This is a genomic window from Herbaspirillum sp. B65, assembly GCF_000333555.1.
In the GTDB taxonomy this organism is placed as follows: domain Bacteria; phylum Pseudomonadota; class Gammaproteobacteria; order Burkholderiales; family Burkholderiaceae_D; genus Herbaspirillum; species Herbaspirillum rubrisubalbicans.
This window is the reverse complement of record NZ_BADI01000814.1, coordinates 1-7761: the sequence shown is the minus strand read 5'-3', so window position 1 is coordinate 7761 and position 7761 is coordinate 1. Positions and strand designations below refer to the sequence as shown.

10 protein-coding genes are annotated in these 7761 nt (G+C 53.8%); 9 read left to right on the top strand and 1 reads right to left on the bottom strand.

Annotation, left to right across the window (positions count from 1 at the left end; all coding sequences use genetic code 11):
- Positions 1-173: 173 nt before the first annotated feature.
- The 8 genes from I5W_RS30190 (at position 174) to I5W_RS19415 (ending at position 5793) form a co-directional block, all read left to right on the top strand.
- Positions 174-497, top strand: coding sequence for a hypothetical protein (locus I5W_RS30190; RefSeq protein WP_017453677.1), 324 nt, complete (start codon positions 174-176; stop codon positions 495-497).
- Between the two features lie 165 nt (positions 498-662).
- The gene (locus I5W_RS19440; RefSeq protein ID WP_044530458.1) at positions 663-902 is read left to right on the top strand and encodes a hypothetical protein; all 240 of its coding nucleotides are present in this window, start codon (positions 663-665) and stop codon (positions 900-902) included.
- Positions 903-1055: 153 nt separating this feature from the next.
- On the top strand, positions 1056-1289 hold the full coding sequence (locus tag I5W_RS19435) for a major capsid protein (RefSeq protein ID WP_044530457.1): 234 nt from the start codon (positions 1056-1058) through the stop codon (positions 1287-1289).
- A gap of 484 nt (positions 1290-1773) precedes the next feature.
- Positions 1774-3120: a hypothetical protein gene (locus tag I5W_RS31500; RefSeq protein ID WP_148289151.1), complete on the top strand. Its 1347-nt coding sequence runs from the start codon at positions 1774-1776 to the stop codon at positions 3118-3120.
- Positions 3121-3131: 11 nt separating this feature from the next.
- Positions 3132-3419 carry a DUF2523 family protein gene (locus I5W_RS19425; RefSeq protein WP_044530455.1) on the top strand — a complete coding sequence of 96 codons (288 nt, stop codon included), beginning with the start codon at positions 3132-3134 and terminating at the stop codon, positions 3417-3419.
- A 2-nt stretch (positions 3420-3421) separates the two neighbouring features.
- A complete protein-coding gene (locus I5W_RS33550) occupies positions 3422-4084 on the top strand; it encodes a zonular occludens toxin domain-containing protein (protein ID WP_252717120.1) in 663 nt (220 codons plus the stop codon).
- A gap of 33 nt (positions 4085-4117) precedes the next feature.
- The gene (locus I5W_RS33545) at positions 4118-4489 is read left to right on the top strand and encodes a hypothetical protein (RefSeq protein WP_252717119.1); all 372 of its coding nucleotides are present in this window, start codon (positions 4118-4120) and stop codon (positions 4487-4489) included.
- Positions 4486-5793, top strand: coding sequence for a type II secretion system protein GspD (locus I5W_RS19415; protein WP_044530454.1), 1308 nt, complete (start codon positions 4486-4488; stop codon positions 5791-5793). Before I5W_RS33545 ends, I5W_RS19415 begins: the two co-directional genes overlap by 4 nt.
- 1 nt (position 5794) lies before the next feature.
- On the opposite strand, the gene I5W_RS19410 is transcribed toward I5W_RS19415, so the two are convergent.
- Complete coding sequence (locus I5W_RS19410) at positions 5795-6094, bottom strand: hypothetical protein (protein WP_044529394.1); 300 nt, start codon at positions 6092-6094, stop codon at positions 5795-5797.
- Between the two features lie 610 nt (positions 6095-6704).
- Between I5W_RS19410 and I5W_RS32150 the strand changes: the two genes are divergently transcribed.
- The gene (locus tag I5W_RS32150) at positions 6705-7568 is read left to right on the top strand and encodes a rolling circle replication-associated protein (protein WP_050010697.1); all 864 of its coding nucleotides are present in this window, start codon (positions 6705-6707) and stop codon (positions 7566-7568) included.
- Positions 7569-7761: the final 193 nt, after the last annotated feature.

Here is a 7761-nt window from a genome sequence, read left to right as displayed (position 1 = left end):
GAACAGCATCGTTTGCATATGTCCCCCGTAAGTTTTGGTGAGGCTCATCGTAACTCCGTATTTTTTTGAGTTTCTCTTTTTGTGAGCATTCTTGAGTAACTAGTTCTGNTAGTAACTGCCCGTAAAGGGTCCGCTTCGCCGCTTTNGGCCTTTCCCTACCTTAAGGAGTCATCATGTCCGCAATTGATAACAAGCATCTGATTGAAATCGTCTCCGTCCAAGAATCCTCCGGCGTCAGCCGCAAGACCGGCAATCCCTGGAAGATGTACCGCGCTCAATGCGTCGTCACTGGCGGCGATAACGGCGCGAAGGTTGGCGAACTGCTGTTGCCTGATTCGCTGAAGGACACGACGCCCGGTAAGTACCTCGCTGAATTCCAACTCGATGTGAGCTTCGAGCGCCTCGTTGTTCCTCGCATCACTGCGCTTCATCCGCACGGTGGTGGCGCTGCCCGTCCGCAAGCCAAGCCCGCTGCTTCTGCCGCTGTACCGGCCTGACCATGAAACAGGCGGCGGATAAATTCACGGTGGATTTGTTTAGTAGCCCCCGCCGTGGCCGCCCGCCGAAGCTCGCGCCTAAAACGAATGCACAACGTCAGCGCGAGTTTCGCCAGCGGCGCAAGTTCGATTTCCTAATTTCCGTTACGCGTAACGATAAATCCAATGCCTAAGTACGTCCTGTACTGCTCGCAAGATGCCGCGCCTACGGTGTCAGTAGACGGCAAACTCTCGTGCGATGGCGGCACAGCGGCGCTACAGGTCGGACTGTTGGAAACAACGTTGGATACGCCTGATACCTCGTCGGTCGCCAGTGTTTGGACTGCGGGTTTCTCTCTGGTGATGGTGTGTTTTCTGATCGGGCGGGCCATCGGCGCGTTATTGCAAATGATTCGGGAGGGGTGATGTCAAGAGACGCGATCACGGGTTTATTGGCGGCTGGCGTTGCCGCTCTCTGGGTTCTGGATTTCGTTCTGATCTTCCGGACCTTCTGCTAAAGATTTGCCTATGTTGGGCAAGCGCTGCCGGACGTCTCCGGCGTTTTATAGGGGTAAAACCATGCAAGTGTTCTCCAAGCTCCAGAAGAGGGCCGCTTTGGCGGCTGCGGGTGTGGCGTCGGTCGTTGCTTTGCCTGCGCGTGCTGCGTCGTCCGTCGATCTGACGCCGATCACCAGTTCGATCAGCGCCAGCGATATCACTACTGGCGTTATGGCCATCGGTGCAGTGCTGGCCGTCGTGTACGTGACCATCAAGGCCGCCAAGATCGTCATCAGCTATCTGAAGTCGGCGTAAGTGCAGTCGCAGTGACCGGGGGCGATGTAGCGCTGCATCGTCCTTTTTTTTGCCCGCGAATTAATCAGAGCCGGTTTTTAATCCAAATACCTATAAGGATCACTGCCGCTCCGATCCCGCTTACAACCCAAATATCATCTTTGATGCCGTCAATAAAGGCGTCGAACATAGCTTTAATTTCTGGGGACATATGACTTTCACACTTTCTGTTGATGATGTTCGATCACTGGGACGGGAAATAGGTGGTGTTCTGGTTTTTTCCAGCTTTTCCGGCTGCATTCTAGCGTATGGCGTTATCCGCCTACTGGAGCTGTTTGCTCACTTATTGGGCGGAATCGCGAAGCGTTTTCGTGGTAGGTCTCAAGTAAAACAGTAGCTTCTTGGGGAAAGTGATGGACTATTCCAATCTCTGGTACTTGTTTTCCTTTGCCTGGGGCATTGTCTGTGCATGGGCGGTGATTGCCGGTTTGGAGTCAAGGTAATCATGCGCATCTTTATCGCTCTCTTCCTTTTTCTCACCGCGCATTGCTCGCTGTCATTTGCAGCAGCGGTCCCCGTGACCAGAATGCAGAATTCTATGTCTGGTGTCGTGCAGGCGAAAATGCAGAGTCGTGGCTTTGCATCGAATGATCCGCGTTGGGTTAGCACGTTAAGCAACGTCAGCAGTTCTATTGCCGGTGGATTGGCTAGCGCTGCTACTGTGACGCTCCTGGGTGTGACGGCGCCAGCATGGGTGACTGTTGCCGCACCGATTGTCGCTGGCGTCGCAGTCGCACTCACTGTCGATGCCGCCATCAAATGGATTTTTAAACCGGATGGGACTGTGCAAGTTGGAGACAATCCAGCCTCTGTCAATACTCCGGCTGGATTAAAGCCTCCTTCAGTCGTCTACATTTTCTCCAATGCGGTCGCCGGTTCCCCGCAAGCTGCATGCAGTGGCGCTGTCTATACTGATTTCACAGCGCCGGGTGGTCACGGTACTCAACATGCTGAGCTAAAGTCGGACGGGAATTGCCATCTGATCCGCGTCTATACCTACGATAGCGGGGCGAGTGAGACCATTGATATGGGTTCGCTTAATGCACCAACAAAATCGAGTAATAACACTACGCTTTGCCCGGGCGTTAAACTCACTGCTAGCGCTGGCGTATGTCCCGCCTCCAACTTCCCGGAGCCACCGCAAGCGCCCGTCAAAACCGTTTCTGATGCTGCTGCCGGCCTCTCCGATGCTCAAAAGGCACAGCCATTGAATCCGCAAGTCATCGCTGATTTGGCTAATGATTTTTGGAAAGCTGCCGCGTCTTCACCCGGATACAACGGCTTGCCGTTCGACGCCACCAATCCGATCACAGCAGCCGATGCAGCGGCTTGGCAATCTGCGAACCCATCGTCTTGGCCGACAGTTGGAGACTTCGTTGCACCTCAAGCTGCGCCTAGTGGCGGCACGGCTGCAACGCCTTTTACGCTCCCTACGGCCTCATCACCTGTGGCTACTGCTGATCCTTCGGCTACGCCTTCAACTGGCACGAATCCATCTAATCAGCCACTTGAAAACCTCGGCCCTGATCCCGGCATCGGTGCGCCATCACTGGAACCTACGCCTACCGCGCAGCAGATCTTGCAACCTATCTTGAATCTGTTTCCGACGCTGACTAATTTTGTGGTTCCGGGACATAGCGCTGCTTGTCCGACCTGGACGATTCAAGTGTTCAACAAAGATATTGCGATGACGCAGCACTGCGTCTTGCTGGAGAAAATCCGTCCGACCTTGTATGCCGCAATGGCCCTTGTATGGGTGCTTGTGGCGCTGTTTATCGTGCTGGCTGCGTAAGGGAGAATGCGATGTTCGGGATTCTGCTGTCTGCCCTCAATGTGGTGCTCGGATTTGTCTTCCGCTCCATCTTGGTCAAGTTCGTGCTGTATTTCGGCTTGTTCTTCGTGACGACTGAATTTATCGCGATTCTCACCAATATCTTGCCGACCGGAGCGGCGCTGACATCTGCCTTTGGCGGACTTCCTAGCGAGGTCTGGTACTTCCTCGATCTGTGCAATGTCACGGCGGGTGTACCGATCTTGCTTACGGCCTGGGTCACGCGATTCATCATCCGCCGTATTCCGCTGATCGGCTAATCATGGGGATCAATGTCTATACCGGCCTCATGGGTTCTGGAAAGAGTTATGAGGTTGTCGCTGAGGTCATTGTCCCGGCCATTGCGCAAGGTCGGCGCGTTGTGACGAACGTAGACGGGATCGATGGGGAGAAGATTCACGCCTACATTGAAAAGCATTACAAGCCAGTACCTGAAGAATTGGGCGAGGTCGTCCACGTTACGAATGGCGACGTTTCACAGCCCAAGTTCTTTCCTTATTACGATGATAAAAAAGGGGCACATACCGATACCATCGTCCAGCCGGGCGACTTGGTGTGCATCGATGAGGCGTGGCGCTTCTGGCCCGCGACCGGTGCCAATCTGCTTCAAGAGCATAAAAGCTTCTTTCTAGAGCATCGGCACTTCACCAATGAAAAAACGGGCGTAGCTTGCGATCTGGTCTTGATGATCCAAGACATGTCCACGCTCAATCGTTTTTTGAAAAACGTTGTCGCCTTCCACATTCGCACGCACAAGAAAATTTCGCTGGGCATGTCTAGCCATTACAGCGTATCGATTTCGAGGGGGAATAAGCAGACCAAGGCGGCGCGCATCAGTGTCGATCTGCGCAAGTATCGCAAAGAGATTTTTCCGCTGTATTCCTCGTCAAAGCGGAGCCACCGGGAAAATCGTGAATGTCGATAAGCGTCAGAACATGATGGCGCGTAGCAGATTTGGGTGCTTGCGGCAATACTACTCGTCGCATTTTCTGTTGGCTTGTACGCGACGATCCATTTCTTTAGCCCCAAAACTGCCGCCCAAAAGAATACAACTGAAAGTGCAAAAGAGGGGGCTCAAGCCAATTCAAACAAGGCCCCGATAGTGCCTCAAAAGCCAACCTTCTCCGATGTTTGGCGCATCGCTGGCACAGCAAAATTCGGGGCTGTTAGCTATGTCGTTATCGTCGATGAGAACGGGCGTTTCCGTTATGAATCTCCCTCGATGTTTGTGCAGATGGGGCCGCAAACCATCGGGGAAATAGACGGCGCGAAGGTCACGCGCTATTCCGGCGCGGTAGTTCATCCGGTTCAAATGGAGGGGAAGAAATGAAATATATTCTGGCTGCGCTGATGATGATCTACAGCGCTCTTTCTTACGCGGCTCCTGCAACGCCATTGCTTCCATCAATGGGCCTGTCTATGCCGCATCCTGGGGGCGTTCCTCAGCCCGTCGATAGCGCCTTAGAATTCTCCCGTGTGCGTGTCGCTGAGGCGGTCGAGATGATGTATACGCAGATCCTCAAAACGCCATACCTGATACAGCCTGATGTCGTTGCAGATGAGCGGCTTGTTTCGTTTCGCTTCGCTACTGGCGCTTCTTCGCGCTCCGAAGTCTCTCGATTCATGGGGCTGCTTGGATTGTCAGTCCGCACCGTGAACGGCGTTGATATCGTCGGCATCGTGAAAGAGCCAGAACCGAACAAAGAAGCGTTCGTCTATCGGCCGAAGTATCGGGATGTGACCTACCTTGTTGAGCTATTGCGGGGACTTTTTCCGAAGGGGGAATTCACTTCTACGCGCTCTATTCATGGCGCGCCACAAGCGATAACGGCAGATGCGTCCACCGGCCAATCGAAAGCGCCTACTCCTGCAGGGTCTGCCGCCTCGCTGCTCGATACTGATCCCGATGCCCTTGTTTTCAATGGCACAGAAGCTGATATTAAAAAGCTGTCCGCGCTGCTTGCGCAACTGGATACACGGCAAGGCGAGGTGATGGTACGCGGCCAGGTGTTTGAGGTCGCGTCTAATGGGGCTGAAGGCTCAGCGTTTTCTCTCGCGCTGCATCTCCTTGGCGGCACCGTCTCAGCTGGTGTTTCTTCCCCTTCCACGCTCGATGGTTTTGTCCGCCTCAAGAATGCGTCCATTGATGCCGTCTTTGCAGCGCTCTCCAGTGATAGCCGCTTCAAGACGATATCTGCGCCGTCATTACGTGTGCGTTCTGGTGCCGCTGGCCGCTTCGCGGTTGGGCAAGATGTGCCTGTGCTCGGCGCGATCAGTTATCCGGGCAATGGAAGCTCTCCGGTGCAATCCGTGGAGTATCGCAGTTCGGGCGTTATCTTCGATTTGAAACCGATTGTGCGGGAATCGGTAGTGGATCTGACAGTCGGGCAGCAGCTATCAAACTTCGTCGTCACGCAAACTGGCGTCAACAATTCGCCCACGTTGACCAAGCGTGAAGTGAGCACTTCATTATCGGTCGCCGATGGCGATGTCGTCATCATCGGTGGTCTTGCGGAGAACCGGGAAAGCTCTGGCCGCATTGGCTTCTCGTTCCTGCCTGACTGGATGCGCTCCAATACCGGCCAGAACAGCAAGACGGAAATTCTTCTCGTCCTTCAGGTGTCACGCCTATAAGTCAGGTGCGGATCAAACGCCCGTTCTTGTACTGGAAAATCGTATGCAGGATATAGCCATCGTAGTCCATGATCCGCGCCACCAGTTGGCGCATGGTCTTGCAGAAAAATTGACGGCCATCCGGGCGTGTCCAGATGAAGGCCGCACCCTTGCGCATCAGATTGCGGACGTACAGCGTCAGCCGCAGTTGCTTCCACGGCGGGACAAAGTTGGAAGGGGCCAGTGCCTTACGCGTGCGCTTGAAATGCGCGAAGTACGGTTGATACGGGAAATGCAGCAGGGGAAGTTCTGGTTGTTCCATGATCGCGCCTTCGAGGTGGTGTTAAAGCTGACCGGGTTCCTAGATTCGGAGCCCTCCGTAAGACCGGCGGTTTCGGTCGTTTCGACTCCACCGCCTGCCGCCGTTTTCCTGAGTTCTTCGCCCGATGATCGAATAGACGGCGCATGAGGCTTTTGCCGCAAGGGGGAAGGTTTGTAAAAGTGCGGATTCTGGCGCTTTTATGAATGCCCCCTTGCGGCAAAAGACGCGCCGGCTATCGTTCATCGAAAAGGCGGAGAACTCTGGAAAACGGCGGCAGGCTGATCGGAGAAACGGCCTCAACTGCCCATGAGTGCAAAGCACTCACAAGCCAGGCTTTATGCGGTTGATTAAGGGCGCTGCGGCGCTCGATGAGGCGGGGAATTTCCGTTACGCGTAACGAAAAATAGGCGCAGCAAGATCGCGCCGCCCGCAGCTTGCGAGGACGGCGCGAGCGAAGCGAGCGCCTAGACTTGTACCTAGAACACTTAAGGAAAACAGAGAAAGAACGGCCTTTTCGGCGAGTTGGAAAAGTGGTTTTTGATGGACGTAAAAATACCCGGATCAGCGCGCCAACGCTGCCGGGCTCACACAACGCTACCAAGGAAAAATTGTGCTTACAGCGAGTATAGATAAGGTTGCGGCTAACGCCAATCTGAAGGCTTCATTGGGTTCATATTTTGCTGGAACAGATGTGCAGCGTTGGAAAACGCTGACAGTGACCGAATTCCCGAACGGTATCGAGGTGTTTCTTGATGAGAACCGCGAGACCTATAGCGATGGACAGATTTTCGATTACTCAACGGAATGCGAAGAGCCAACGAAGCGTGGTGAAGGCGATCACGAGAGGGCTCGGATGGTGGCCGCACGGCGGGCGAAGACGAAGGTTCGCAGACTGGCGAAGATGCTCCAGGCAGATTGCTTGCTGACGCTGACCTATCGAGAGTGCGTGACTGATTACGCACGCGTTGAGGCGGATTTCAAAGCGTTCCGAGAACGTCTACGGAGTGTTGGCGACTTCCATTACGTTGCGACTCTGGAAGTGCAAAAACGTGGGGCGTTACATGTTCATATCGCTTGCCAGCAATTTCCTGCTTGGCTCCAGAATGAACATGGCGTCCGTGTTCGCAGTTGGAACTTGATCCGCTCTATGTGGCGGCGTGTGGTCGGAAAGGACAATGGCAATGTCGATTTCACTAGGCCGCGTGGCCGTAACTCGGCGCATCGCATCGCCAGCTACATCAGCAAATATGTCTCTAAAAATTTGGAAGAGGCACGCTTTAACAAGAAGAGCTATTGGGCCTCACGTGGGATTGCAAAACCAAGCCAATACAAAATCTACTTCAAGGTCGATACCGACAGTTTCGACATTGTGGTGCTCGTTGCTCAGGAGTTTGCGATGCGCGGCTTCAACGATATCGTGCAGTATCACGACCACCTTAATTCGTTCTATTGGTTCTCTGCTGGAAAAAGTTAGGGTTCCAGTGGTGAGGAATTTTGAGGGTTTTCTGATATTAAGGTCTGTTAGCATTTTCCCATTGGGCGGGAGGTTGGCGTGAACATGATGACCTATAAAACGTGGGACGATGCTGTCGCGAAGTGGCTAGTGGACAAGGCGGAAAACGTTCTTTGAAGTCAGATCTATCGCATATTCGATGGCTTAGCAATTT